This window comes from Convivina intestini, assembly GCF_003096575.1.
Classification (GTDB): Bacteria; Bacillota; Bacilli; order Lactobacillales; family Lactobacillaceae; genus Convivina; species Convivina intestini.
Window position 1 is genome coordinate 341167 of the sequence record NZ_QEKT01000001.1, and the last position, 24927, is coordinate 366093.

26 protein-coding genes, 1 tRNA gene and 1 riboswitch are annotated in these 24927 nt (G+C 42.6%); of the genes, 1 reads left to right on the plus strand and 26 read right to left on the minus strand.

The window, feature by feature from the left end:
- Positions 1–24: 24 nt before the first annotated feature.
- From der to C7384_RS01695, 21 genes are all read right to left on the minus strand, one after another.
- Positions 25–1335 carry a ribosome biogenesis GTPase Der gene (gene der, locus C7384_RS01595; protein ID WP_089937782.1) on the minus strand — a complete coding sequence of 437 codons (1311 nt, stop codon included), beginning with the start codon at positions 1333–1335 and terminating at the stop codon, positions 25–27.
- A 61-nt stretch (positions 1336–1396) separates the two neighbouring features.
- A complete protein-coding gene (rpsA, locus tag C7384_RS01600; RefSeq protein ID WP_089937784.1) occupies positions 1397–2584 on the minus strand; it encodes a 30S ribosomal protein S1 in 1188 nt (395 codons plus the stop codon).
- A gap of 87 nt (positions 2585–2671) precedes the next feature.
- Positions 2672–3349, minus strand: a complete 678-nt coding sequence (gene cmk, locus C7384_RS01605; RefSeq protein ID WP_089937935.1) for a (d)CMP kinase — start codon at positions 3347–3349, stop codon at positions 2672–2674.
- Between the two features lie 15 nt (positions 3350–3364).
- Positions 3365–3928, minus strand: a complete 564-nt coding sequence (locus C7384_RS01610) for a LysM peptidoglycan-binding domain-containing protein (RefSeq protein WP_089937786.1) — start codon at positions 3926–3928, stop codon at positions 3365–3367.
- A 70-nt stretch (positions 3929–3998) separates the two neighbouring features.
- The gene (locus tag C7384_RS01615) at positions 3999–4580 is read right to left on the minus strand and encodes an ECF transporter S component (protein WP_089937788.1); all 582 of its coding nucleotides are present in this window, start codon (positions 4578–4580) and stop codon (positions 3999–4001) included.
- 83 nt (positions 4581–4663) lie between these two features.
- A riboswitch (FMN riboswitch) is annotated at positions 4664–4794 on the minus strand.
- A gap of 30 nt (positions 4795–4824) precedes the next feature.
- On the minus strand, positions 4825–5574 hold the full coding sequence (locus C7384_RS01620; RefSeq protein WP_089937790.1) for a pseudouridine synthase: 750 nt from the start codon (positions 5572–5574) through the stop codon (positions 4825–4827).
- A gap of 2 nt (positions 5575–5576) precedes the next feature.
- The gene (gene scpB / locus C7384_RS01625; RefSeq protein ID WP_089937792.1) at positions 5577–6185 is read right to left on the minus strand and encodes an SMC-Scp complex subunit ScpB; all 609 of its coding nucleotides are present in this window, start codon (positions 6183–6185) and stop codon (positions 5577–5579) included.
- Positions 6172–6942, minus strand: a complete 771-nt coding sequence (locus C7384_RS01630) for a segregation and condensation protein A (protein WP_338064694.1) — start codon at positions 6940–6942, stop codon at positions 6172–6174. Before C7384_RS01630 ends, scpB begins: the two co-directional genes overlap by 14 nt.
- Positions 6909–7280, minus strand: coding sequence for a riboflavin biosynthesis protein RibT (locus tag C7384_RS01635; protein WP_089937795.1), 372 nt, complete (start codon positions 7278–7280; stop codon positions 6909–6911). Before C7384_RS01635 ends, C7384_RS01630 begins: the two co-directional genes overlap by 34 nt.
- An 8-nt stretch (positions 7281–7288) precedes the next feature.
- The gene (gene xerD / locus C7384_RS01640; RefSeq protein WP_089937796.1) at positions 7289–8182 is read right to left on the minus strand and encodes a site-specific tyrosine recombinase XerD; all 894 of its coding nucleotides are present in this window, start codon (positions 8180–8182) and stop codon (positions 7289–7291) included.
- On the minus strand, positions 8166–9047 hold the full coding sequence (locus C7384_RS01645) for a CvfB family protein (protein ID WP_089937798.1): 882 nt from the start codon (positions 9045–9047) through the stop codon (positions 8166–8168). The genes xerD and C7384_RS01645 overlap by 17 nt, the downstream gene beginning before the upstream one ends.
- Before the next feature lie 37 nt (positions 9048–9084).
- Positions 9085–9543 carry a GatB/YqeY domain-containing protein gene (locus C7384_RS01650; protein ID WP_089937800.1) on the minus strand — a complete coding sequence of 153 codons (459 nt, stop codon included), beginning with the start codon at positions 9541–9543 and terminating at the stop codon, positions 9085–9087.
- Between the two features lie 86 nt (positions 9544–9629).
- Positions 9630–9818 carry a 30S ribosomal protein S21 gene (gene rpsU / locus C7384_RS01655; protein WP_089937802.1) on the minus strand — a complete coding sequence of 63 codons (189 nt, stop codon included), beginning with the start codon at positions 9816–9818 and terminating at the stop codon, positions 9630–9632.
- Positions 9819–9918: 100 nt separating this feature from the next.
- Positions 9919–10788: a YitT family protein gene (locus C7384_RS01660; protein WP_420838703.1), complete on the minus strand. Its 870-nt coding sequence runs from the start codon at positions 10786–10788 to the stop codon at positions 9919–9921.
- A gap of 41 nt (positions 10789–10829) precedes the next feature.
- Positions 10830–12623 (minus strand): aspartate--tRNA ligase, encoded by a 1794-nt coding sequence (aspS, locus tag C7384_RS01665; RefSeq protein WP_089937805.1) that lies wholly within the window; start codon positions 12621–12623, stop codon positions 10830–10832.
- 2 nt (positions 12624–12625) lie between these two features.
- Positions 12626–13927, minus strand: a complete 1302-nt coding sequence (gene hisS, locus C7384_RS01670) for a histidine--tRNA ligase (protein ID WP_089937807.1) — start codon at positions 13925–13927, stop codon at positions 12626–12628.
- A gap of 325 nt (positions 13928–14252) precedes the next feature.
- Positions 14253–14342, minus strand: a tRNA-Ser gene (locus C7384_RS01675).
- A 31-nt stretch (positions 14343–14373) separates the two neighbouring features.
- On the minus strand, positions 14374–16224 hold the full coding sequence (typA, locus tag C7384_RS01680) for a translational GTPase TypA (RefSeq protein WP_089937809.1): 1851 nt from the start codon (positions 16222–16224) through the stop codon (positions 14374–14376).
- Positions 16225–16285: 61 nt separating this feature from the next.
- A complete protein-coding gene (locus tag C7384_RS01685; protein ID WP_089937811.1) occupies positions 16286–17077 on the minus strand; it encodes an inositol monophosphatase family protein in 792 nt (263 codons plus the stop codon).
- Positions 17074–17343, minus strand: coding sequence for a UPF0223 family protein (locus C7384_RS01690; RefSeq protein WP_089937813.1), 270 nt, complete (start codon positions 17341–17343; stop codon positions 17074–17076). The genes C7384_RS01685 and C7384_RS01690 overlap by 4 nt, the downstream gene beginning before the upstream one ends.
- Positions 17336–18505: a DUF3114 domain-containing protein gene (locus C7384_RS01695; RefSeq protein ID WP_089937815.1), complete on the minus strand. Its 1170-nt coding sequence runs from the start codon at positions 18503–18505 to the stop codon at positions 17336–17338. Before C7384_RS01695 ends, C7384_RS01690 begins: the two co-directional genes overlap by 8 nt.
- A 155-nt stretch (positions 18506–18660) precedes the next feature.
- Here C7384_RS01695 and def point away from each other — a divergent pair, with 155 nt between their 5' ends.
- The gene (gene def / locus C7384_RS01700; RefSeq protein WP_089937817.1) at positions 18661–19239 is read left to right on the plus strand and encodes a peptide deformylase; all 579 of its coding nucleotides are present in this window, start codon (positions 18661–18663) and stop codon (positions 19237–19239) included.
- Positions 19240–19273: 34 nt separating this feature from the next.
- Here def and C7384_RS01705 read toward each other — a convergent pair whose 3' ends face one another.
- From C7384_RS01705 to ribF, 5 genes are all read right to left on the minus strand, one after another.
- Positions 19274–20191 carry a DnaJ C-terminal domain-containing protein gene (locus C7384_RS01705; protein WP_089937818.1) on the minus strand — a complete coding sequence of 306 codons (918 nt, stop codon included), beginning with the start codon at positions 20189–20191 and terminating at the stop codon, positions 19274–19276.
- 69 nt (positions 20192–20260) lie between these two features.
- A complete protein-coding gene (dnaK, locus tag C7384_RS01710) occupies positions 20261–22102 on the minus strand; it encodes a molecular chaperone DnaK (protein WP_089937820.1) in 1842 nt (613 codons plus the stop codon).
- 88 nt (positions 22103–22190) lie between these two features.
- On the minus strand, positions 22191–22793 hold the full coding sequence (gene grpE / locus C7384_RS01715) for a nucleotide exchange factor GrpE (protein ID WP_089937822.1): 603 nt from the start codon (positions 22791–22793) through the stop codon (positions 22191–22193).
- Positions 22794–22814: 21 nt separating this feature from the next.
- Positions 22815–23846, minus strand: coding sequence for a heat-inducible transcriptional repressor HrcA (gene hrcA, locus C7384_RS01720; protein ID WP_089937824.1), 1032 nt, complete (start codon positions 23844–23846; stop codon positions 22815–22817).
- Positions 23847–23973: 127 nt separating this feature from the next.
- On the minus strand, positions 23974–24924 hold the full coding sequence (gene ribF / locus C7384_RS01725; RefSeq protein WP_089937826.1) for a riboflavin biosynthesis protein RibF: 951 nt from the start codon (positions 24922–24924) through the stop codon (positions 23974–23976).
- Between the last annotated feature and the right edge of the window lie 3 nt (positions 24925–24927).

Genomic DNA, 24927 nt, shown 5'->3' on the forward strand with positions numbered 1-24927 from the left:
TAATTTTCATGAAAATTTAACTAATTATTTACGTTGCCGAATAATTAATTTCAACGGTGTCCCAGAAAAATCAAATGAAGAACGGATCTGATTTTCTAGAAAACGTTGATATGAAAAATGCATCAACTCTGGATCATTTACAAAAATAACAAAAGTTGGTGGTGCGATGGCTACCTGGGTAGCATAGTAAACTCGTAAACGGCGACCGTTATCGGTCGGTGTAGGATTAATAGCAATTGCATCCATCAAGACATCATTCAAATGTGATGAAGGTATCCGCTTTTGATGGTTAGCATTCACGTCCAAAATCATCTGTGGTAATCGATCTAACCGCTGCCCAGTCTTAGCCGAGACAAAGACAATTGGCGCATAATCTAAGAACTTAAAGTCTTGGCGAATTAAGTTCTCAAAATCCGTCATCGTATGGGTGTCTTTGTCAATCGCATCCCACTTATTAACCACAATAATCAAAGCTTTTCCAGCCTCATGGGCATAGCCAGCGACATGCTTATCTTGCTCTTGTATGCCTGTTTCAGCATCCAAGACCATTAGCACCACTTGACTATCATCAATAGCCTTCATGGCCCGCATAACTGCGTAACGTTCAGTATTTTCGTAGACCTTACCACGCTTACGAATACCAGCCGTATCAACCATGACAAATTCATCATCGTCATTAGTAACAAAACGGGTATCAATGGCATCACGAGTGGTTCCTTGAATGTTGGATACAATCATGCGGTCTTCACCCAAAATGGCATTAACAATTGAAGATTTACCGACGTTAGGACGACCAATAATACTAAAGCGAACTGCCGGATCATCTTGTTCAGCGGCTTCATCAGGAAAATGAGCAACAACGTCATCTAAGACATCTCCCAATCCCAAACCGTGCGAACCAGAAACTGGATGAGGTTCACCCATACCTAGAGCATAGAAGTCATAAACTTCACTCCGCATTTCCGGGTTATCCACCTTGTTAACAGCTAAAACCACTGGTTTTTCGCACTTATACAACATTTTAGCCACGACTTCATCGTCGTGGGTTAGACCTTCTCGCCCAGATACGACCATCAAAATAACATCGGCCTCATCAATGGCCAAATCCACTTGAGCCCGAATTTCGGTTAAAAATGGTGCATCGCCTAATTCAATTCCACCGGTGTCAATCAAACGAAAATCGTAATTTAACCATTCAGCGTGCGCGTACAGACGGTCTCGCGTCACTCCTGGTTGGTCTTCAACAATGGCAATTCGATCGCCCACGATTCGATTAAATAAAGTCGATTTACCAACATTAGGACGGCCGACAACGGCTACTATTGGTGATGACATGTTCTTACCTCACAATTTCAAGAAAAAAGGGACTGGATACCCAGCCCCTTTGAAAAATAACTTACAGCTTGTCGCCGAAAATGTCGCCTAAGGTTGCAGCACCATCGTCATCTTGTTGGTATGCAGCTACGTCGGCACGTGAAGCACGGTTACTTTGTTCTTCACGGTTGTTATCAGCAGGCTTTTCTTCCAAAGCCTTCATTGAAAGTGAAATCCGCTCTTCAGCAGGCTTTACATCCAATACTTGAACCTTAACCTTGTCACCTGACTTCAACACATCAGCTGGATTTTCAATCCGCTTGTGTGAAATCTGGGAAACGTGAACTAATCCTTCGATACCAGGGAAGATTTCAACGAAAGCACCGAAATCCTTAACCCGCTTTACAGTACCTTCTAAGACAGTACCAGCTGGGGCCTTTTCAGCAACTTCATCCCATGGTCCTGGTTGAGTAGCCTTGATTGACAATGAGATACGACCACGGTCGCTATCCAAAGCCAAAATCTTAACTTGAACAGTTTCACCCTTTGACAAAACATCAGCTGGGTTCTTAACACGGTCGTGAGAAATCTCAGAAACGTGAACCAAACCGTCAACACCACCAAGATCAACGAAGGCACCAAAGTCAGTCAAACGAGCAACCTTACCTTCAACAACTTCGCCAACTTCCAAACGGTTGAATGCTTCAGCCAACTTTTCGGCACGTTCTTGAGCAGCAACTGCCTTACGAGACAAAATCAAACGAGCCTTGGCTGGATCGATTTCAATAACTTCGGCCTTAATGTCTTCACCCTTGAATTGGTTCAAGTCTGAAATAAAGCGTTCAGCAACCATTGATGCAGGTACGAATCCACGCACACCGTTAACATCAACAATCAAACCACCACGGACAGCGTTCAATACCTTGGCATCAACAACATCGCCTTCGCCAAAGCTAAGCTTTTCCCAAGCCTTGCGAGCTTCCAAACGCTTCTTTGATAGAAGGTATGAAACACCTTCCTTATCGCTAGTTACGTTAGAAATTACTACAGTTTCGATTGTATCTCCGACCTTCAAGTTGTCGGCCAAGCTGACGTTACGATCGTCAGAGTACTCACGCGCTGGCACAACTCCTTCTTCACCGGTATGCAGACCGATCACTGCCTGATTATCGTTATCAATGGCCAAAACCTCACCTGTAACGACATCTCCTACCTTGATTTGATCAGCACTTTCAAGAGCTGCTAATAGCTCGTTGTTTGTATCACTCATGACGTCAAACGTCCTCCTACATTTACACTTATAAGGATATTCTAACAAACTCCGGCTAATTTGCATAGGGTAAATATAAAAACCACCTTAACTGTCTTGGTGGTTTTTAATGATTTGACTAATTGTAGCCACTACCTGTTCAATACTTTGACCAGTCGTATCAACGACTTGGGCGTCTTGAGCCTTGGTAAGTGGACTAATCTCGCGGTGTGAATCTAAGTAATCGCGCTGTTCAATTTCTTTTTTAAGGGTTGGTAAATCAGCCGCAATCCCACGAGCTTGATTTTCCTTGTAACGACGTTGAGCGCGTTCATCAACACTGGCGATCAAATAAATTTTAACCTGGGCTTGGGGTAAAACAGTCGTGCCAATGTCACGCCCATCCATCACCACACCTCCCGCTTGGGCTAACTGTTGTTGTCGGCCAACCAAATCTTGACGGACAGCTGCATAAGCAGCAACTTGGGAAACATGATTGGTAATCTCGCGTGACCGGATGGCTTCAGTGACTTCTTGACCATTAAGGAAGACGTGTTGCACTGGACTCCCCGGCTTAAACTCAATCTGTACCTGTGGCAATAAGGCGACAACGGCTGCTTCATCTTGATAGTCAATCCCAGCCAGCTTTGCAGCTAAGGTAATGGCCCGATACATGGCCCCAGTATCAACATAAATATAGTGAAAGTTGTGGGCTAAAATTTTAGCAATGGTTGATTTACCAGCTGAGGCTGGGCCATCAATGGCAACTTGAAAATTTTGTGCAATTTCTGTCATTATGACTTACTTCACCCTCAATGCTTGACCAGCATACTGACTATAGTTGTTAGCATTCAAACCAGGATTCAAACTAATTACTTGCTGAGTTGTCGTACCGTGTGAAACCGCAAAGTTGTACAAGGTCTGATTTTGTGCTAAGACGGCTGTATTACCAGTGGCAGCCTGACTGCTACTGGTACTTTGACTAGGCTGTTGACTGCTTGGCTGTGCACTTTCAGACATAGTGCTACTACTGTGTTCACTAGCAGCCGACGGTTGACTACTACTTTGGCTAGTGGTACTGCTTTTAGCAGAACTAGAAGAACTAGTTGATTCTGCTTTAGAAGAGGACGATTCCTTCTTACTGCTACTGTTTTTACTGGCACTGGGGCTAGGACGATTGCTGATGAGACCATAAATTGGCGCACTAGAAAGAAGTACTAGCGATACCATCACCAAAAACACGATTAAACGAGCATGGCCCTTCTTTTGATGAGCATCTTGTTTTGCAGCTTGCTTGTGTTCGGCTTTATCACGCAAACTCTTATTACGCAAACTACGGCTCATTGGTTGTTGATCTTCATTCATCAATTTAGCCTCCAATTAATTCCTAAAAACAGTTTACCATAGGGATTAACTAGAAAATGATAACCTTTTCTTAAGATTTGAAACGATTCTTAAATGGTGCGACAAGAATCAATACAAAATAAGATACCCCTGACCAAAATAACCCTTCAACCAGATTAAATGGCAACACCATCCCCCACAGATAGGTTTTGGTACCGATAAATTTACTAATATCAAAATGCGCAAATTCACTATACAAAGGCATAGCAATCGTTACATTGACTAGCAAAGCTACGACCGTCATGGCAAGCGTACTAACTACTAGGGCTAGTAGTTTACGTCCTTGTTGTTTGCCAAAATCAAATTCTGGCAAACAAAGTTTCAAGCCAATAATAAAAGTTAAGGCAACGGCCAAATTAACCGGCAAGCCAATATAAGTATTAACCCCACCATTTAACAGGAAAACTTTTAAAATCGTTCTTAAAACCAGCACCCAAACGGCACTGGTAAAATCTAACCAATAAAGGGCAATCACAACCGGAATAATCGAAAATTCAATTTTCAAAAACGATGCCCCCGGTATTAGTGAAAACTGCGGGAAAATCATTAAGGCAAACGAGATTGTTGCCAAAATACTGATAAGCGTGATTTGCTTAGTGCGAAGATGTTGCATGATAATTCCTCCTGAAATCTTGTGCGGACAATAAAAAAACTGCCTTTCGTCTTCAGGGTTCACGAAAAGCAGCACAAAATGGGCTTTAACTTCTTTATACCCGACTTTACGGTCGGCTCTGGATTCTCACCAGATCAGCTACATTAGTAGGTCGCGGGCTTATCATGACTGCATCACCGCCGGTTAGGACTTTCACCTGACCCCGAAGTTATTGAAATTATTAATATTCTATCACAAAAAGTAGTTATTTTCGACGTAAATTACGATAATTTCCTTCTTTAAGACGCTTAATTTCATCATGCTTTAGTGGTCGATATTCACCAGGCTGCAGACCAACTAAATCTAAAAAGGCATAACGCTGCCGAGTTAGTTTAATAACCGGAAGCCCGACCTTCGCTAACATTTCCTTCACCTGATGATTACGACCTTCATGAATGGTAATGGTAATCATACTGGTGTTTTTCGTGTGATCCCAGCGACTAATCGCCACCTTAGCTGGAGCCGTCTTACGACCATCAATAACCACTCCTTGGCGTAAAGGCTGAATCTGTTCTTCACTAGCCAAACCCTTGACCTTGGCTAAATAGGCTTTGTTTACCCGTTTTTTAGGGTGCATCAACTCGTTAGCCAAAGTACCATCATTGGTTAAGAGCAAAGCCCCAGTCGTATCATAGTCTAAACGGCCAACCGAATAAACCCGCTGGCTAACATCGCTTAATAAATCCACTACTGTATGGCGGTTCTTTTCATCGTGATTGGTCGTCACGACACCACGAGGCTTATTAAGTAGATAGTAGACCAACTTTTCCCGTCCTTCAATTGGCACGCCATCCACGCTAACATGGTCATGGGGGCCAACCTTAGTTCCTAAAGTTCGCACAGTTTCCTGATTAACTTCAACTCGGCCAGTTGTAATTAATTCTTCAGCCCCACGGCGAGAAGCCAAGCCAGCCTGGGCAATCACTTTTTGCAGTCGTTCTTTTCCTTCATCCATGCTTATGAGTCCTCTTCCTTTTCTGTTGGATTACCAGGCACTTCTACCGCACTAGCTTCAAACAAATCCTGTGGATCGAGTTGACTATCAGCCAAATTTAATTCAGTAATATCTGGTAAATCAGGCAAATCTGCTAGATTTTCTAAGCCAAAATAATCTAAAAATTCAGGCGTGGTCACATACTCGAGCGGCCGCCCAATTTCATCTCGTCGACCACCCACGGCAATCAAGCGATATAGTAACAATTTTTGCAAGGTCCCAGCCGAAGACACCCCACGGATTTGTTCAATTTCTACTCGGGTGGCCGGTTGTTGATAAGCAATAATGACCAAGGTTTCCAATTGTGGTTGGGTCAATTTATCGTTGACCGGTGAAACAAAGAGTCGATTCACCACCGAGCCTAAAGCTGGTTTAGTTACTAGCACATAACGCTCTTGATCCAAACGTAAGCTCAGGCCACTTTCAACTTGATTATAGCGTTGTTCCAGCTGTTCGAGTAAATGCGGCATAGCCGCGCGATCAAAGCCGGTCGCTTGGGCCAAATCATTCATACTAAGTCCTTCATCTCCAGCTACAAATAAAAGGGCTTCTAATTGACTAAGATTGTTCATTGATTATCACTTTAATTAAGATTTCTGCTTGACGATTGCTTTGTGACAGCGCTATTTCACCAGATTTAGCCAGCTCCAACAAGGCCAAAAATAAGACCAATAAAAAATCACGCTCGTATATATCAGCCAACAGCTGATCTAAACTTAGGGCTTGATTGGGATGAGCTTGGGCTAAACGCTGACGTAAGGTATCAATTCCCTCACCAATGGTATAAGTTTCTTTTTGAATTTGACGGTGCTGCGGTATTTTAGCTTTTTGACGATTTAAAATACTATCAAAAGCTAACTGCAAATCAATTAGGGTCAAACCCGGGGTTAAATGAATTTCCTTTTGTTGGTTGGCATCCGTTAACTGAGTTGGTCGGGTAAAGGCATGTTGCTCTTGGGCTACCCGTTCTTGAAAAAAATCACTGGCCGCTTGGTAGCGATGGTAGACCAATAGACGGTCAACCAGCTCTTGACGCGGGTCCTGGTAGTCATCTTCCAGCTCATCAACGGCCGCCGGGCGCGGTAACAAATCAATTGATTTTAAACGAATTAAATTGGCCGCCATGACTAAATATTCACTGGCAACATCTAATTCCATTGATTTTTGAACTCGAATAAAATCTAGATATTGCTGTGTAATTTGGGCAATTGGTAAGTCAAAAATATTCATCTTATTTTTTTTAATAAGATGTAATAACAGGTCCAGTGGTCCCTCAAAATCAGTTAATTTAATTGTCAGGCTGGTGCTTGCGATGATGCTTGCCTCCAGTGTTGAACTAACTTTTGAGTTGCCAAACTGCCCATGATAAAGCTGTCCTGATTTAAATGCTGTAAATTATCCAACATTTGAAAATAATGTTCTTGTGAACGGACACCGGGAGTCAAAATAATATGCCGAACTAAAAGTAATTCGGGATTAATTTGTTCAACTCCCAGCAGGCCTTGAATCTGACTTTGAGGATTTTCTTGCCAGACATATAAAGTCCGCGAAGACTTTTGATATTCGGCTAATTCGACATTTAAATGCGCGATTTCCTTTAGGCCGGGTAATAGTGAAAACAAACCCATAACCATTTTTTCATCATCTTGACGTGATTTAATCAGCATAAAAACTCCTAGGCGCGTGGATGAAATTCATCGTAGACCTGACTTAAATGTTTCTTTGAAATATGAGTATAAATCTGGGTCGTCGAAATATCGGAATGTCCTAATAGTTCTTGAACAATTCGCAAATCAGCGCCATTTTCCAGTAAATGGGTGGCAAAAGAATGACGGAGGGTGTGGGGGGAAATGTCTTTATTAATACCAGCTAGTAGTACTAACTTCTTAATAATTTTCCAAACACCTTGACGACTCAGTTGGCGACCATGGTCGTTTAAAAAAACGTAATCACTCTCGCCTTTTTTTAGTAATTGCGGGCGACTCTTGGCAAAATACTGTTTTAACCAATCCATAGCCAGATCACCAATGGGGATAATTCGCTCCTTGTCACCCTTTCCCAGCGTCTGAATTAGCCCTAAATCCAAATGTAAGTCGCCCATTTTTAGATTGGTCAACTCACTAACCCGTAACCCACTAGCATACATCACTTCCAGTAGGGTTCGATTTCGTAAACCTAAAGGACTGGTCACCACGGGGGCTTGAAAAAGTTGATCAATCTCATCAATGGTTAAAACAGCTGGTAAAGTAGCGGCTTTTTTAGGTGGCTTAACTTTGTCCATCGGATTATGACTGAGAACATTTTCGGCCTGAAGATAGGCAAAAAATTTGCGCAAGGTACTAACCATGTGCGCCACACTACTAGTAGAAGCCCCCTTGGTCTTTAAATGATTTAACCAATCTAAAATAACCAAATAATCAATTTGCTGGGGAGTGATCTTTTGGGTTGATAAATAAAGTAAAAAGTGCCGTAAATCTTGCCGGTAACTCTTAATCGTATTAACCGACAACCCCCGCTCAATTTGAATGTAGCGCAGATAATCCACTACTTGATCATTCAGGGTTTCCATCCTTGACCACCAACCTCGTTCCTTCTGGAACCTGTTCAATCAATCCCTGCTTATAAAGACGACCTAGGGCCCGCTTAAATTGCGCTTTACTAAAGCCAAACTGGGCTCGGATAGCCTCTGGATTACTCTTATCGTTGAAAGGTAGGAAATGATCAGCCTTACGTTGTAACTGCAATAACAAAAAGCGAGCATCCTCATCCATCACTTGATAAGCCAAGGGTTTCAGTGAAAGGTTTAAGACACCTTGTTCGTTAACGCCGATGATACGAGCTTCCACCTGCTCTCCTAAACGAGGTTCACTATCCCGCTGTGATGGATGAATGAAACCTAAATAGCATTCAGGTGTAATAACCAAGGTGCCGGCCATCTTATTACGATACACTGTGGCCTTGGTTTTGTGATTTTCTTTGACTTGTGGATTAGCTCGCCGCGCAACCGACTGGACAATATCAGCTTGGGCAATTTCACCCCACAAAAGACCTTTATGATCTTCTTTTAGGGATAGTAACAGCCGATCACCCTTTTGAGGCCACAGAGTCTTGATTGTAGGTAAATCATCCAAAGAAACCACAATATCTTTGTTTGGTAAACCAATATCCACGAAGATACCCAAATCGTGCCGGTTGGCAACCACCGTGCCCCAGGCGTATCGGTCCTTTTGAACCGCTGGAATGGTCTTACTAATTTGTAATTGGTGATTTTGGTTACGGTAAGCAAAGCCAGTCACCCAACCACCTAATTTCAATGGCTTTTGTAACTCAACTTTTTCAATTTGATAAGTTAATCCATCTACTTGAGCGAAAAAATACTCATCATTTTGATCCGTAACTTGCGCCTTGATCGTACTTCCAATAATTGGCGTCATGCAAAATTTCCTTTATTCCTTCAACTAATCTGCAAACTTACTTGGCTAGCTCTGCTAACAGTGTTTTAACCCGGTCGGCTACTACTTTTCCATCGGCACGGCCCTTAACTTGACCAGAAACAATGCCCATTACCTTACCCATGTCACTAGGACCAGTAGCGCCACTTTGCTTGATGGCTGCCTGCACAATTTCGGTAATCTCATTATCATCTAGCTGCTTTGGCATGTAGCGACTCAGCAAATCAAGTTCTTTTTGGGTCTTGTCGGCTAAATCTTGGCGTTGTCCGTCAATAAATTCTTGCAGTGAATCCTTACGCTGTTTAACTTCTCGGGCAATCACGGCCAACTCTTCATCCCGATTAAGATCATCTTTTTTAAGTTGAATCTTTTCATTCATCACCGCTGACTTTAACTGGCGGATTACTGAAAGAAGGTCTTTTTCTTGGGCCTTCATGGCTACTTTCATATCATTTTGTAACTGGTTTAAAAGAGACATACATTGCTCACTTTCCGATATTTATATACTCAGTCTACCACGACTGCTAAAGAAAAAACGCCACCAACGTGACGTTTTTAATCGAATTAACGATTCTTCTTCTTTTTGTTGCGCTTACGAGCAGCTTCTGACTTTAACTTACGCTCTACAGAAGGCTTAATGTAAAATTCACGCTTACGGTATTCTTGGAGAGTTCCGTCTTTTGAAACACCACGCTTAAAACGACGCAATGCATCATCCAAAGATTCATTCTTACGAACAATAACCTTGGCCATGTCGATCCCTCCCTTCCAGCACTGTATTTCGCTAACACGACATGCAATATAACGAAGTTTATTATCTCAAATAAAAGACCATTCGTCAACCAAAAAATCACTAGGCTTCCGGTACGTGGAAGCGACCTCCAGTTGACTCAACCTTCCAACCACTGTAAAAAGCATGCGGATCAACCGCTTGAATGGCTTCTCGTAATTCTGGTAGCTCATACTGAGTAACAACTGTAAATAAAATTGCTCGTTCCTGACCAGTATAACCACCCTGCGCATTATCAACAACAGTTACCCCGTGCTGCATTTTACACTGAATGGCCTCAACCATCTCTTGGGGTTTGGTCGTAACAATCATTTCTTGCATCTGTTGCTGACGGGTGAAGAAAAAGTCAATTAATTGGGCACTAATAAAGACCCCAATAATGGAATATAGGGCGTACTTCCAGCCATAAGTTACACCGGCGCCCACCATAATAAGCGCATTGAACGCCAAATTAACCGAACCAATTTTATAGCCTAAATGCCGCTTGACAATCATGCCAATAATATCAAGGCCACCTGTCCCAACCCCACAGCGAAGAGCCGTTCCTACCGCCATTCCGTTTAAGGCTCCTCCAAAAATCGCATTAATCAAAGGATCTGGTGTTAAAACGGTGTTGGTAGAAAATAGTGGTACTAAGAGTGCACTAAGTAAAACGGCCCCAGTGGTAAAAATCGCAAATCGACGTGACAATTGAATCCAAGCCAAGACCAAAAGCGGTAAATTGGTCAAGGCCAAAGCCCAGGCAATGGGGATTTGATTATTGGTTAAAGTAGACAATAACTGGGCAAAGCCGGTAAAACCAGACGAATAGACGTGCCCAGGCAACCAAAAATAGTTCATAGCTACCGCTAAGACGACCGCATAAAAGATAGCCCCAGCAATTTGCCGTAAATAAAAGTGCTTCAATGAATTCCGTAAATATTTCGTAATCATAAATTTTTATCCCATTCTACCAAGCTAATGATTAGTTGGGATTATTTTTCATCTCTTGGCGTTTCGGCTGGTTCAACTTCAAGCCCTAGTTCTGCTAATTGCTTAAAATCAACCGCTGTTGGTGCTTGCGTCATTGGCTCAGTAGCACGCGAATTCTTTGGAAAGGCAATGACCTCTCGAATGTTATCCTGACCAGCCAACAACATTGCTAAGCGATCCAACCCTAAGGCAATTCCACCCATTGGTGGGAAACCATACTCCATTCCTTCAAGTAAGAAGCCAAAGGCCTCTTGCGCCTTTTCAGGGGTAAAGCCAAGCGCTTTAAGCATCTTTTCTTGAATATCCATCCGGTGGATACGAATAGAACCAGACCCTAATTCATACCCGTTCAAAACCAAATCATAACTTTGCGCATGCGCTTGGTGTGGGTCTTCTCCCTCATCCAAGTAGTGCAGATCTTCTTCGTTAGGCATAGTAAAGGGATGGTGAGCAGCAATCCAGCGACCGAAATCTTCTGAATATTCAAATAATGGCCAATCAACAATCCAGGCAAAACGCCATGGACGATCAGTGGCAATTAAGTTGAGATCAGCAGCTGTTTGACGCCGTAGGTAATCCAATGATGCTGCCACAATATCTTGACGGCCAGCCCCAAAGAGAATCAAATCTCCGCTTTTAGCACCACTCAAAGTCAAAATTTCTTGGGCCTGCTCATCATTAAAGAACTTGGCAATTGGTCCATTAAGGCCATCATCAGTGACTTTCAACCAGGCCAAACCTTTGGCACCAAAACGTTCGATATACTTAGTAAGTTTATCGATATCTTTTCGAGAGTAGTGTTCGGCACCACCTGGAACAGCCAAAGCCTTGACTACCCCACCCTTTTGAATGGTTTGCGCAAAGACACCGAAATCAACATCAGCCATCATGCTGCTAAGGTCTTTAATTTCGTAAGCAATTCGTAAATCAGGCTTGTCAGTTCCAAAACGGTCCATCGACTCTTGCCAGGTCAAAATTTGGATATGGTCAATGTCAAGATCAAAATCAACCACGTCTTTCATGATTTGTTTAACCCATTGACTGACCAAATTTTGAATTTGTTCAGCTGACATAAAGCTAGTTTCTAAGTCCAACTGAGTAAATTCAGGTTGACGATCACCACGCAAATCTTCATCACGGAAACAACGGGCAATTTGGAAGTAACGATCAAAGCCGGCGCCCATCAATAGTTGCTTAAAAAGTTGTGGTGACTGAGGCAAAGCATAAAACGATCCCGGAAATACTCGTGAAGGTACTAAATAATCACGAGCTCCTTCTGGGGTAGACTTAGCCAGATAAGGCGTTTCAATGTTAATGAAATCATGCTCATCCATAAAGCGCATAGCACTAGCCATCAACTTTGAACGGATACGTAAGTTTTTTTGCATTTCTGGCCGACGCAAATCCAGATAACGATACTGCAACTTTAATTCTTCGTTAGCATTAACGCCATCTTCAATATAAAAAGGTGGGGTCTTAGAGCTAGCTAAAATTTCAGCTTCTTGGACTTCAATTTCAATTTGGCCAGAAGCCAGTTTCGTATTGATTTGGTCATCAGCCCGTCTAACAACTTTTCCAGTAACTGCCAAAACGTATTCACTGCGAGCTTCTTGGGCAATTGCCAAGGCTTGTGGATGCTTAGCATTAAAAGTTAATTGTACGATTCCTTCTCGGTCACGCAGGTCAATAAAGACCAACTCACCAAAATTGCGGCGCTTTTGCACCCAACCAGTCAATGTTACTGTCTGATCTAAATAACTCTCGTTTACTAATCCAGCGTATGTTGTCCGTTCCATTTTCATTCTCCTTGACTGGCTGCTTGCATAATTGTTGGTACAGCTTGTGTCAGTTCATTCAAACTAATTTCGTGTTGTTGTCCGCTTGCCATATTCTTTAAGGCAACAACACCCTTTTCTAGTTCACTTGCCCCAATGGTAATCACAAAGCGAGCCCCCGTGCGATTGGCACTCTTAAACTGTGCCTTGGCCGAGCGATCTAGATAATCACGTTGGGCCTTATATCCCAAATGACGTAACTGCTGGGTCACTGCCAGGCTAGCAACCTGGGCTTCATCACCAATGTTTACGACATAGAAGTCAACGTCAGCTTGATCAGCTGGCAGCTGGCCTTGAGCAGCTAACAAGCTTATGAGGCGTTCAACGCCAATTGCAAAACCAACCCCAGGCGTTGCCGGACCACCAAATTCTTCAACCAAACCAGAATAACGACCACCCCCAGCAATCGTTGCTGCACCACTAAGGCTTTCATCATTAGTCATAATTTCAAAAATAGTGTCATTATAATAATCTAAACCACGTACCATGCTGCTATCAATTTCATAACTGATATTTAATTGATCAAGTAAGGCTTGTACGGCCTGCCAATGCTCAACTGACGCTGGTGAAAGGAAATCTAAAATAGAAGGGGCTTGGGCCACGATGGCTTGATCTTGAGGAGCCTTAGAATCCAATACGCGCAATGGGTTCTTTTCCAAACGAGTTTGTGAATCGCTGGAAAGTTCATCAAAATGGGGCTTTAAGTAGTCAATTAACGCCTGACGATATTGAGCGCGGGACTGAGCATCACCAAGCGAATTAATGGCTACCGTTAGGTTTTTTAAGCCAAGATTTTTTAGATAATCAACCACCATCGCAATCATTTCAACATCTAAAGCAGGTGAGTCAGAACCAAAGGCCTCTGCCCCAATTTGATGGAATTGACGGAAACGCCCGGCTTGAGGACGCTCGTAGCGAAACATTGGTCCCATGTAAAAGACCTTATAAGGCTTTTCATGTTCTGGTCCATATAGCTTATTTTCACAATAAGCCCGCACTACGCCGGCAGTTCCTTCAGGGCGCAAAGCCATATGTCGATCACCCTTGTCATGAAAATCATACATTTCCTTGGTAACGACATCCGATGTATCCCCAGCCGAACGAGCAAAAACCTCAAAATTTTCAAAAATTGGTGTACGAATCTCACCAAAACCATAACGATCAAATAATGTCCGGGCTACGGCCTCAATTTTTTGCCACTGATACACTTGATCTGGCAGAATATCGGCTGTTCCTTTAGGACGTTGAAAAGTTGTTTTTGCCATAAATTTACTTGTACGTTAATCGTACCCTCCGCTTTATCATTAACCAAATAAAAAGCACCCCCAACGACTAAGTCGTTAAGGGTGCTTTTGCACGGTACCACCTTAAATTCAGTGTTAGACAACACTCTCAAGTTGCTTAACGCGCAACTCACGATCAATTTAATGATGTATACCTCTAAGGTGTCAAAACTACGCCGTTGCCTCATTTTCATCAGCCATGAGGTTTCTAACTGTCAAAACGTAACCTTATCCTTGTCATTGGTTTTATTATGGTTACATCATAACTAGAAGACTAGCAACTGTCAAGCCAGATTTTAATTAACTAAGGAGCTAGCGGGATTTGAACCCGCACACCGCCATACGACGGCTCGACGGATTTCGAGTCCGCTGCAGTACCAGATTGTGCCATAGCTCCACAAGGGGTAGTTCTCTACCCGTTATAAAAATTAGTTAGAAGATGCCTTACGGCGTTTAGCAGCCTTTTCACGCTCAGCAGTGTTCAAAATAGCCTTACGGATACGAACGTTCTCTGGGGTTACTTCGACATACTCGTCATCGTTCAAGAATTCCAAAGATGCTTCCAAGTTCATAGTACGTGGTGTCTTGATTGAAGCAGTTTGGTCCTTGTTAGAAGAACGAACGTTAGACTGTGGCTTTGCCTTAGTAACGTTAACGGAAATATCGTTATCACGAGCATTCATACCAACAATCATACCTTCATAAACATCCACTCCAGCAGGAATGAACATTTGTCCACGGTCTTCAACACCCATGATGGCATAGTTAGTAGTTTGACCTTGCGTAATTGAAACCAAAGCGCCGTTACGACGGCCAGGTTCCCAATTGCGAACCATTGGACGGTATTCAGCATAAGTATGGTTGTAGATACCATAACCATGGGTTGCAGTCATAAATTCAGTTGAGTAACCAATCAAACCACGTGAAGGTGCCATATACATCAAACGGGTCTGGCCATTGCCAACTGATTCCATGTTTTGCATTTCACCCTTACGTTGGTTCAAAGAATCAATAACCGCTGAAGCATATTCATCAGGAGTATCAATTTGAATTGATTCGTAAGGTTCGCAAGTTTCGCCATCGATATCACGGAAGATAACCTGTGGACGAGAAGCTTGCAATTCGAAGCCTTCACGACGCATTGTTTCGATCAAGATTGAAAGGTGCAATTCACCACGTCCAGAAACTAACCAAGCACCAGCTTGACCGGTATCTTCAACACGCAAAGAAACATCAGTATGCAATTCACGGCGCAAACGATCATCAATTTGACGAGCAGTTACAAACTTACCTTCACGACCAGCAAAGGGACTGTCATTTTGACGGAAAGTCATTTGCAAAGTAGGTTCATCAATACGTAACAAAGGTAGGGCTTCGGGATGCTGTGGATCAGCAACCGTTTCACCAACGGAAATATCTTCCATTCCTGAAACCGCAATCAAATCTCCAGCCTTAGCCTCTTTGATATCAACTTGGTCCAAGCCGATGAAACCAGCCAACTTAGTAACACGGAAACTTTGTGTTGAACCGTCAAGCTTCAAAACTTCAACGTTGTCTCCAACCTTGATTGTTCCACGCTTAACACGACCAATACCAATACGACCAACGAAGTCGTTATAGTCCAACATGGCAACTTGGAATTGCAAAGGTTCATCAGAGTTATCCACTGGGGCTGGCACTGTCTTAAAGACTGTGTCAAAGATTGGCTTCATTGTGTGTTCTTGCGTCGCTACATCAGGATCGTAAGAACTAGTTCCGTTCATAGCTGAAGCAAAGATAACTGGGAAGTCCAAATCATCATCATCAGCACCCAATTCAATGAACAAATCCAAAACTTCATCGACAACTTCTTGAGGACGGGCACCAGGACGGTCAACCTTGTTGACGATTACGATTGGTGTCAAGTGTTGCTCGAAGGCCTTTTTCAAAACGAAACGAGTCTGAGGCATCGTTCCTTCAAAGGCGTCAACAACCAACAAAACACCATCAACCATTCCCATGATACGCTCAACTTCTCCACCGAAATCGGCGTGACCAGGAGTATCCAAGATGTTGATTTGCTTATCACCAACTCGAACAGCAGTATTCTTTGAAAGAATCGTAATACCACGTTCTTTTTCGATATCATTGGTATCCATAACACGGTCCCCAAGGGCCTCTTCCTTACGGGCATCCAATGTATCTGATTGCTTTAACATTTCATTAACCAACGTCGTCTTTCCATGGTCGACGTGGGCAATAATAGCGATATTACGAATATCTTCGCGAAGTTTTGCCAATTTCCTAGTGCTCCTTTAATGTTGATACTACTCACATTAAAAGCTAGGGAAAACGGATTCCCTAGCCCTTCAACATCGTTACAATTTCATGATGTGTACTGTCAGTAGCAATTAATACTGTGTTTGATGATAGCATATTCAGCGCTTGTCCGTCAAGATTAGTGACGATAAATCCCAAGCCTTCCGCTAAAACTCGACCAGCAGCCACATCCCAAGGCATTAATTTTGAAAAATAACCATTAACCTGTCCTTTTAATAAATATGAAAAGGTAATGCCAGCTGAACCAATCACCCGAAAGGCTAAGGCCTTTTGTGCTAGGGTCTTATAACCATAATCGCCGGCAACCAAGCGACGCCCACTGAGCATGAGAATACTTTGTGACAACTGCAGGTCAGGACTGGCTGATAATTGTTGCTGATTGATTTGAACGCCGATGGCCGGTCCCCCGTGATAGATATCATTGCCCATCACATCAGCAATCCAACCTAGCAAGGGTTGCCCATCCCGATATAGGGCAACCATGATGGCAAAGTCAGTATGTTCATGAACAAAATTCATCGTACCGTCAATGGGATCAACAAACCAGACATCTCCCTCCATATCCAGCGGATGATCACCAAAACCCTCTTCACTGATGATTTTGGCTTCTGGATTAAAAGTTCGAATCTTTTGATCAAGCCAACGCTCATTTTCCCGATCAACATTGGTGACTAAATTACGAGTATCTCCATCCTTATGTTGAACATCTAAATGGCTTTGAACTAGTCCCTGAGCTTGATGCATCAACTCTTCTAACCAGTGGCACACCATTTGATCAATAGCCTTTAATTCTTTGAGGTCACTATCTGTCATAGGTGTAATTGCTTTCGGGTGGTTTGTTGGGCTTGTTTAATCGTTTGGTAAATACTGTAGCCGGTTTGTTGGGCTAAATCACGATCAAACGCTTTTTGTTCACTTTTAGCCGGGATTACCTGGCAAAAGGCCTGATAATCAGCCAATATTTTCTGACAGTCAACCCCTGCTTCATGAGCAATGAGCACATCATCAACCAAAGTCGACACGGCAATAATATCGGCAGTTGTCCAATTGCCATCAATTGGTAGTTGATAATTATTCATCGCGCTCCTCCTTCTTTTTAGCCGCCTCAGCCTTAGTGGCTGCTATTTTTTGTTGTTCGGCAAATTTAGCAAAGCCAAGACTGCGTGACCGGCTATTTTGATAATTGGCCAAATAGTTGTGATAAACCTCCTGTCGCTGGGCTAAGGGTATTTCTTGCCAAGCATACACGTCACGGGGACCACCTTTTTTGACAATGTCCAAGTACTGACCCGGCTGTTGTTTATCAAATACATCCGGTTCATAAGGCCATTGTTGGGTAGCCCTTTGACGCAATTGCGCATCTGATGGGTGTTCAATATCCAAACGCCAATGACTTTTATGATGCACCTGACCAAAATTAAATGATTCTGTATTGGCAATAATCGACAGTTCATATTGGCCATAGTGGTCCGGTTGACTATCGATTAAACCATTATCCAACTTTTTTAAGACATCCCATTGGGTGACAAAATCGCCTCGAACTAAATCAATAATAAACTCAGCATGCTTACTTTTTGCCGTTACTTGAACTTTAAAATTATTCGGATAAATGAAACGGCCCTGATAACGATTGTGATAGGTAGCATCGGTTTGATAGTCAAGGGCTAAGCCATAGTAAGTTTGGTAATTTAGTAATTTTTGATAGTCATTGCCACCAGGAAAATTTTCCCGAATATAGTTAATATTTTGTCGATCAATCCAGTAGCGCAAAAGATGAATTTGCTGAGCTAGGAGCGCTAGCTCCCCCTCCCCTTGAGCATAATCAGCCAAAGTCTGTGATTTAAATACCTGTTGGATATCTTGACATAGGAGCACTAAGAAAGGAGCATGGGGCGCTAACTGGGCATCAAAGTGATAAGCCCCTTGTATTTGCAAGAAGTGGTACTGATCGATTTTAGCTCCTAATTGCCCCAACAACATTTGAAGCCGCTGAACTGGTCCTTTTTGACTAGCTTGGTACATCTGCGTATAAAATTCACTACCGATAGCATGAATTTGATGCCACATGTGGGCTTTTTGTTTTTCAATCTGTTCTAATGAAGTCAGCTTTTGCTGATACAAGTACTGGGCCGCCTTGCATTGACTGGCTTGATCCCATCCATCCTTTGACAAAAGCTGGACTTCTTTGTCACTAAACTGAATTGATCCGCGATATTTATCTAACAACCAGCTAAAAGTCATTTTTTATTCTCCACTCAACTGTCTTAATTACTCAATCTCTATTCTAGCAAGCAAGCGTTATTTTCTCCATCTTCAAAAGGATATTTCAACATCAACATTGGCAAAAAGCTAAGTTTTGATATACTAGGATAAGATTTTACTTGAAGGAGAACAGTATGAAAGTCCGTTTTACCATGGATAAAATAACCCGTGACGGGAACCCCGTTTTACGGGAAATCAGTCAGGCCGTCCCCTTCCCTCTAAGTGACGAAAATCGTCAATTAGCCCAGGATATGATGACCTATTTAGAAGTTTCCCAGGATGATGAGGCTAACGAAAAATATGGACTTCGTCCAGGAGTTGGCCTGGCTGCCCCGCAGGTTGGCTATGCCCTTCAAATGGCAGCGGTCTTGATTCCGGCACAAAACCCGCAAGAAAGTGACGAGGAGCCTTACTTTAAGGGCGTCATTTTTAATCCAGTCATTGTTAGTGAAACCGTCCAACGAGGAGCCTTAAACGTTGGTGAAGGTTGTCTATCAGTTGATGAAGATGTTCCTGGTTTTGTCCCCCGTTCCAATCGAATTACCGTTCGCTATCAAGACGAAGAGGGTCAAAGTCAAACCATTAAATTACGAGGCTATCCAGCGATTGTCTTCCAGCATGAAATTGATCATCTCCATGGACATTTATACTATGATCATATCAATCAAAATGACCCTTGGCATGTTGACGATCAAACTAAATATATTGAATAAAAAAGCAATCCAGCTGGATTGCTTTTTTACTTGCTTATAAATCAAAAATTGACTTCTTCTTACTACGCTTCATGTTGGAAGCGCTGGCAAACTCTTCTAGGGCATTCTTTTGATCCTTATTTAGGCGCGTTGGAACCACCACATTGACCACCACAAACTGGTCTCCATGACCACTACCATGTAGGCGAGGAGCGCCCTTGCCCCCTAAGCGGAAACGCCGACCATTTTGCGTACCAGCCGGAATTTTTAGCTTAACATCGCCATGAACAGTTTTGACGTCAATCTCATCACCTAAGGCAGCACTGACAAAACTAATGTCTTGTTGCAAATAGATGTCAGCTCCATCACGTTCAAAGCCTTCAGATGAAGCCCCAACTGAGAAGACAACGTACAAATCACCTTGAGGACCGCCATTAACACCGGCTTCTCCTTGACCATTCAAACGCATTTGTTGACCAGTTTCGACACCAGCTGGAACTTTTACCTTAACTTCATGTTGCTGGCCTTGACCATCGGCTTCACGACTATATTTAATTGTTTTTTCTGTTCCAAAGATAGCTTCATCAAAGGTCAAATGCATCCGGTACTGTAAGTCCCGTCCTTTACGAGGAGCATTGGGATCAAAACCACCACCAAACATTTGACTAAAGATATCACCCAAGTCAGAAAAGTCGCTAAAGCCACCCTGTCCACCTTGGAAGCCGCCAAATCCTTGACCTCCGAAACCACCTTGGGCACCAGCAGCACCAAATTGATCATACTGGGAACGCTTTTGAGGATTTCCTAAAGTCTCAAAAGCTTCTTGAATATCTTTATACTTATCTTCAGCCCCAGGTTCGTGGTTCAAATCTGGATGATATTTTTTAGAGAGCTTACGATAAGCTTTTTTAATTTCATCCTGACTAGCATTTTTATCGACCCCTAAACGCTCATAAAATTCAGTATTATTCACCAGGATACTCCTTTTCTTATTAAACTATGTACACAAACCGCCCCCATGGACGGTTTGTTTTACTAATTATTACTTTTTATTCTTGTCATCTGGGTTAACTTCTTCGAAGTCGCCATCAACAGTATTGTCATCCTTTGGTTGAGCCTGACCGTCTTGTTGTGGAGCAGCCTGTTGATACAACTTAGCAGCTAATTCACTAGCAGCCTTAGTCAAATCTTCAGTCTTAGCCTTCAAATCTGTCAAATCAGCATCTTCAGCTTGGGCATCTTCTTTAGCCTTCTTCAAAGCTTCCAAGGCATCTTGGGTAGCCTTCTTATCAGCGTCAGGAAGCTTGTCGCCAACTTCTTCCAAAGTCTTTTCAGTTTGGAAAATTAATTGGTCAGCGTTGTTGCGCGTATCAACAGCATCCTTCTTCTTAGCATCGGCTTCTTCATTGGCCTTAGCGTCGTTCATCATCTTTTCGATTTCTTCATCTGACAAACCACCAGCAGCTTGGATGGTAATCTTTTGTTCCTTTTGAGTACCCAAATCCTTGGCTGAAACGTTCACAATCCCGTTCCGATCAATATCAAAGGTAACTTCAATTTGAGGAACCCCACGTGGAGCAGCTGGAATATCTGCTAATTGGAAACGACCCAAAGTCTTGTTGTCAGCAGCCATTGAGCGCTCACCTTGCAAGACATGGATATCAACGGCTGGTTGATTATCAGCAGCAGTTGAAAATACCTGTGACTTAGAAGTTGGGATTGTCGTATTACGTTCAATCAACTTAGTGAAGACACCACCCATGGTTTCAATACCAAGTGATAATGGGGTAACATCAAGCAAAACCACGTCCTTAACATCACCAGAGATAACACCACCTTGAACCGCAGCACCCAAGGCAACCGCTTCATCAGGATTAATTGAGTGGTTAGGCTCTTTACCAGTCAATTTCTTAACAGATTCTTGCACAGCAGGAATACGAGTTGAACCACCGTTTAAGATTACTTCATCAATATCAGAGAATGATAGGCCAGCATCCTTTAAGGCGTTCAAAACTGGTTGCTCAGCCTTCTTAACCAAATCAGCAGTCAATTCGTTGAACTTAGCACGGGTCAAAGTCGTTTGCAAGTGCAATGGACCTTCACTACCAGAAGCAATAAATGGCAAATCAATTTGAGCTTCGTTAGCAGAAGACAAAGTCTTCTTAGCTGTTTCAGCAGCATCCTTCAAACGTTGCAAAGCTAACTTGTCATCACGCAAGTCAATGCCGTTGTCAGCCTTAAATTGCTCAGCTAGGTAATCAATAACCTTGTTATCAAAGTTATCTCCACCAAGATGAGTGTCTCCATTAGTTGACAAAACTTCAAAGACACCATCACCTAATTCAAGGACAGAAACATCAAAAGTTCCACCACCCAAGTCATAAACCAAAATCTTTTCATCACGATCTAACTTGTCAAGACCATAGGCCAATGATGCAGCTGTTGGTTCATTGATAATACGTTCAACTTCCAAACCAGCAATCTTACCAGCATCCTTAGTTGCTTGACGCTGAGCATCGTTAAAGTAGGCAGGTACAGTAATAACGGCCTTATCAACAGTTTCACCCAAGTAGTCTTCAGCATATCCCTTAATATATTGCAAAATCATTGCTGAAATTTCTTGTGGTGTGTATTCTTTATCGTTAGCCTTAACCTTGTAACCTGCCTCCCCCATGTGAGACTTGATTGAGCTAACAGTATCTGGGTTAGTAATGGCTTGACGCTTAGCGACATCACCAACTTGAATTTCGCCGTTCTTAAATGAAACGACTGAAGGGGTTGTACGGCCACCATCAGGGTTAGTGATAATCTTAGGCTTACCACCCTCTAAGACAGCAACTGCAGAATTTGTTGTTCCTAAATCAATACCAATAATCTTGGACATAAAATTACAACTTCCTTTTCTTATAAAATTTAAACATTCATTAGCTTTTTAAGGTGTGGTGCCTCATTGGGCTGATTCACCAAGTTCATTACTTTGTTGCCACAACCACCATGGCTGGACGGATAACACGATCATGTAACAAGTAACCCTTTTGCAATACTCGAGCCACTTGATCAGCTTCAACATCATCGACTTCGTCAGCACTCACGCTTTGAATTCCTTGCATGGTATTAGGATCAAACTCTTCGCCGACCTTACCGGTTTCAGTAATACCGTTATCAGTTAAGGCTTGACGCAGGGTTTTAAGAGTCATCTCAACCCCTTTTTTAATTTGAAGAGCAATTTCATCTTCAGCATCTTCAACCGCTAAAGCGCGTTCCAAATTATCCACTACGGGTACAACTGCTGTTGCTAAGCGTTGTCCGTCATACTTACGGATATTTGAAATTTCACGGGCGTTCCGCTGTTGAATGTTTTGCACTTCAGCTTGACTGCGTAACAACTGATCTTCTAATTCTCCCACTTGTTTTTCTAACTGGGCAATTTGATCATCAGCTTCAATTGCAACTTGGTCTTGATTAGCAGCTTGGGCAGTCTCTTCAGCCTGCTTAGTCTCAGCTGTTTGACCATTATCCTGATCTTGTTTTAATTCTTGATCAGTTTGAACTTGTTCTTTGTCCTCTTTTGCCACTGAAACGTCCTCCTGAATTTGTTATACGTAATCTAACATCTTTTGTGTTAAAGCTTGACCAAATATATTTAAAATTAAAGCATTTTGGGCATAAGGCATACGAACCGGCCCCACCAAAATGATTATGCCTTGGTCTTGTTGACCAATTGAGAAATGCCGGCTTAAGACGCTATAAGCATCTAATAAATCCTCGCCGATCTCACTACCAACTTTAATTGAAATGCCAGCACCAGATGACCGAGCTAAATGTCGCAAGGCTTGCGGTGAATCTAGCAATTCCAACAATCGACGAGCCTTGGTCAAATCGTCGAAACGATTTTCAGTCAACTCCAAGACGTTTAATCGTCCACCAACATGAACGTGTTCTTCAATAGATTGAGCTAAAACCTCACCGAACAATTGTAAGAAGGCAGCTGGACTTTGAATTTCACGGGTTAACTGAATTGGTAACTCACCCGAATTCATCATCGTCAGCACTTCTTTAACCGGTCGACCAACCATTTGGGCATTAATATAAGCAACCATATTGGTTAGTGAATCAGCATGTAGACCTTGCGGTAACTTAAAAGTTTGACTGGTCACTTTACCGTAGTTGGTCACCAAGACCGCAATTAATTGTCGGCCTTCCAGCGGAATCAATTGGAAACTAGAAATTTTCAAATCCACATAAGGTGGTTTCAAAATCAAAGCCGTACAATTGGTTAGCTCCGACAAACGTTTCGCCGTTTCATCCAGGAAATCATCAATTTCATGAAAATTACCACTTAAGCTGGTTAATAATCGTTCAATATCGTTTTGACTAACCGAGCGGCTAATCATTAAGTTATCAAGATAATAACGATACCCAGCAACTGAAGGCACTCGACCAGCCGAAGTGTGTAACTTACGAATCAAATCGGCTTCTTCTAGAACCGCCATCTCATTACGAATGGTGGCTGGACTAACTTTAATATTAAGTTGTTCTTGTAACTTTTTTGATCCGACAGCATGGGCCGTTTGCGTATACTGATAAACAATCGCTCCTAAAATCAACTTTTGCCGTTCAGTTAACATCAACTTCCCACCTTTCGGTTTAGCACTCACATTATTCGACTGCCAATAACTATATTATACTGAATCTTTTTTATTTTGCAAGACTTTTAGCACTCTTTTTTTTAAGTGCTAAAAAGCAGTTAACGGCTTAATCGTTAACTGCTATTAAAAGGGCTTGCGCCTGGGCTTTATCTCGATGGAGTTGCTCGACCAATTCATCCGCACTGGCAAATTTTTCTTCACCACGTAAGTAGGCAATCCATTGAATTTGAACTAACTCACCATAAACCTGGTCATTAAAATCAAAAATATTGATTTCGACCGTAATCGGCCGTTCCGCTTCAAAAGTGATATTACGGCCAATGCTAGCCATCCCCTGATACCACCGTTCATTAATTTGAATTTTAACCGCGTATACCCCAATGGTTGGTAACCACTCAGCTTCTGGTGTTGCGATATTAACGGTCGGATATCCTAAAGTTCTTCCGCGAGCATCTCCATGCACCACCAAACCACTCGTTTGATGATAGCGTCCTAAATCGGCCGCTGCATCAGCTACTCGACCCGCTAATAAGGCTTGCCTAATCCGACTTGAAGAAACTTTACCAACATCATTTAGAGCTGGCACAACAGCCACTTCAAAGCGATTTCGACTATAAATCGCCAAATGTTGCATATCAGCGTGTTGGCTGGCTAAACCATACAAATGGTCAAAACCAGCCACAACTATCGCTGGATTAAGTTGCATCAAAACTTGATCGACAAAATTTTGCGGACTTTGGACAGCTAAATGAGAGGTTAATTGTAGGCAGTAAACCTGCTCTACCCCTAGTTGACTCAGTAAAGCGGTCTTTTGTGGTAAAGGCGTTAAATACCGAAGAGGCAAGGCCATCTTTTTAAAAACTGCCTCAGGATAAGGATTGTAAGTTAAGACCACCAAGGGCAAATGTCGTTCTTGGGCTAGTTTGGCGGCCGTTTGAATCACCGCCTGGTGTCCACGATGAACACCATCAAAAAAGCCCATCGCAATGACGGTCTTTTGAGCCAAAGGCTTAAAATTTTTAAGCGGAAAATGTAAATGCGTTACTTGTGCTAACATAGT

What these genes read in the sequence shown, in the direction of transcription:
- der (WP_089937782.1), bottom strand. Translation starts at nt 1,335, where the DNA reads ATGTCATCACCAATAGTAGCCGTTGTCGGCCGTCCTAATGTTGGTAAA.
- rpsA (WP_089937784.1), bottom strand. Translation starts at nt 2,584, where the DNA reads ATGAGTGATACAAACAACGAGCTATTAGCAGCTCTTGAAAGTGCTGAT.
- C7384_RS01610 (WP_089937786.1), bottom strand. Translation starts at nt 3,928, where the DNA reads ATGAATGAAGATCAACAACCAATGAGCCGTAGTTTGCGTAATAAGAGT.
- C7384_RS01615 (WP_089937788.1), bottom strand. Translation starts at nt 4,580, where the DNA reads ATGCAACATCTTCGCACTAAGCAAATCACGCTTATCAGTATTTTGGCA.
- C7384_RS01620 (WP_089937790.1), bottom strand. Translation starts at nt 5,574, where the DNA reads ATGGATGAAGGAAAAGAACGACTGCAAAAAGTGATTGCCCAGGCTGGC.
- scpB (WP_089937792.1), bottom strand. Translation starts at nt 6,185, where the DNA reads ATGAACAATCTTAGTCAATTAGAAGCCCTTTTATTTGTAGCTGGAGAT.
- C7384_RS01635 (WP_089937795.1), bottom strand. Translation starts at nt 7,280, where the DNA reads ATGCTGATTAAATCACGTCAAGATGATGAAAAAATGGTTATGGGTTTG.
- xerD (WP_089937796.1), bottom strand. Translation starts at nt 8,182, where the DNA reads ATGGAAACCCTGAATGATCAAGTAGTGGATTATCTGCGCTACATTCAA.
- C7384_RS01645 (WP_089937798.1), bottom strand. Translation starts at nt 9,047, where the DNA reads ATGACGCCAATTATTGGAAGTACGATCAAGGCGCAAGTTACGGATCAA.
- C7384_RS01650 (WP_089937800.1), bottom strand. Translation starts at nt 9,543, where the DNA reads ATGTCTCTTTTAAACCAGTTACAAAATGATATGAAAGTAGCCATGAAG.
- rpsU (WP_089937802.1), bottom strand. Translation starts at nt 9,818, where the DNA reads ATGGCCAAGGTTATTGTTCGTAAGAATGAATCTTTGGATGATGCATTG.
- C7384_RS01660 (WP_420838703.1), bottom strand. Translation starts at nt 10,788, where the DNA reads ATGATTACGAAATATTTACGGAATTCATTGAAGCACTTTTATTTACGG.
- aspS (WP_089937805.1), bottom strand. Translation starts at nt 12,623, where the DNA reads ATGGAACGGACAACATACGCTGGATTAGTAAACGAGAGTTATTTAGAT.
- hisS (WP_089937807.1), bottom strand. Translation starts at nt 13,927, where the DNA reads ATGGCAAAAACAACTTTTCAACGTCCTAAAGGAACAGCCGATATTCTG.
- C7384_RS01685 (WP_089937811.1), bottom strand. Translation starts at nt 17,077, where the DNA reads ATGACAGATAGTGACCTCAAAGAATTAAAGGCTATTGATCAAATGGTG.
- C7384_RS01690 (WP_089937813.1), bottom strand. Translation starts at nt 17,343, where the DNA reads ATGAATAATTATCAACTACCAATTGATGGCAATTGGACAACTGCCGAT.
- C7384_RS01695 (WP_089937815.1), bottom strand. Translation starts at nt 18,505, where the DNA reads ATGACTTTTAGCTGGTTGTTAGATAAATATCGCGGATCAATTCAGTTT.
- def (WP_089937817.1), top strand. Translation starts at nt 18,661, where the DNA reads ATGAAAGTCCGTTTTACCATGGATAAAATAACCCGTGACGGGAACCCC.
- dnaK (WP_089937820.1), bottom strand. Translation starts at nt 22,102, where the DNA reads ATGTCCAAGATTATTGGTATTGATTTAGGAACAACAAATTCTGCAGTT.
- hrcA (WP_089937824.1), bottom strand. Translation starts at nt 23,846, where the DNA reads ATGTTAACTGAACGGCAAAAGTTGATTTTAGGAGCGATTGTTTATCAG.
- ribF (WP_089937826.1), bottom strand. Translation starts at nt 24,924, where the DNA reads ATGTTAGCACAAGTAACGCATTTACATTTTCCGCTTAAAAATTTTAAG.